Annotated in this window: 1 protein-coding gene and 1 pseudogene; one reads left to right on the top strand and one right to left on the bottom strand. The window is 63.3% G+C overall.

Annotation, left to right across the window (positions count from 1 at the left end; all coding sequences use genetic code 11):
- Window positions 1-649 (top strand): SDR family NAD(P)-dependent oxidoreductase (locus PJB24_RS15785; RefSeq protein WP_273847611.1); only part of this gene is annotated, 649 nt, incomplete at its 5' end.
- A gap of 8 nt (window positions 650-657) precedes the next feature.
- Here the strand turns inward: PJB24_RS15785 and PJB24_RS15790 are convergent.
- Window positions 658-854 (bottom strand): annotated as a pseudogene (locus PJB24_RS15790) (MmgE/PrpD family protein); the annotation flags it as partial.

Below are 854 nucleotides of genomic sequence, written 5' to 3' on the forward strand. Positions count from 1 at the left end.
GAAACCCTCCGAAGAACTTGACCGGATCGTCGAAGAGTGCGGTGGGATCCCCGCGATCGCGGACGTATCGGATCCACACGCTGTAGAAGAGATGGTCTCCCGGATCGAGGCTGAGGCAGGGCCCTTGGGTGTGCTGGTCTCCAACGCTGCATACATGGCGATGGGACCTTTCCTGGAGCAGAGCGAGGATGAATGGTGGGCCCAGATAAGGACCAACCTCTGCGGGACATTTCATCTCATCCGGTCCGTACTGCCCGGCATGCGGCGCCTCGGGAGAGGGAAGATCGTCATCGTAAGTTCCGAGTGGGGCGTAACTGGATGGTCGAACGCTACCGCCTACGCTGCCTCGAAGGCTGGGCTTATCTCCCTGGGAAAGACGCTGGGACGGGAGCTGGCTCCCGAGGGCATCTTCGTCAACGTGGTCGCTCCAGGGGTGACTGATACGCCGCAACTCGAGTGCGACGCCCGGGACGCGGGCATACCTGTCGAGGAGATGAGGGAACGCTACGCGGCAGAGAGCCCCATCCGCAGGATAGGGAAGCCGGAGGAGATCGCGGCCACCATCTCCTTCCTCGCCAGCAGCAGATCCGACCCATTCGTCGGACAGGTTCTACAGCCCAACGGGGGTACGACGAGGTGCTGGGCGTGAGCCTGCCCTCACCCGTGATCGGCGGGTGCGCGAAGCAGCCTGGAGAGCCTCGCAACTCCCTCTGGACGCGGGCCGAGCTCCATCAGAGCGTCTTCGATCTCTCGCACTCGGCTCCAGTCGAATACCCTTGCGGCGTTGGAACGAAACTTAACCGCGAGCTCTTCGTCCGAGAGCGGGTTCTCGGGCCCTCCCCGGTTGTGCCGGA

The organism is Rubrobacter calidifluminis (assembly GCF_028617075.1).
In the GTDB taxonomy this organism is placed as follows: Bacteria; Actinomycetota; Rubrobacteria; order Rubrobacterales; family Rubrobacteraceae; genus Rubrobacter_E; species Rubrobacter_E calidifluminis.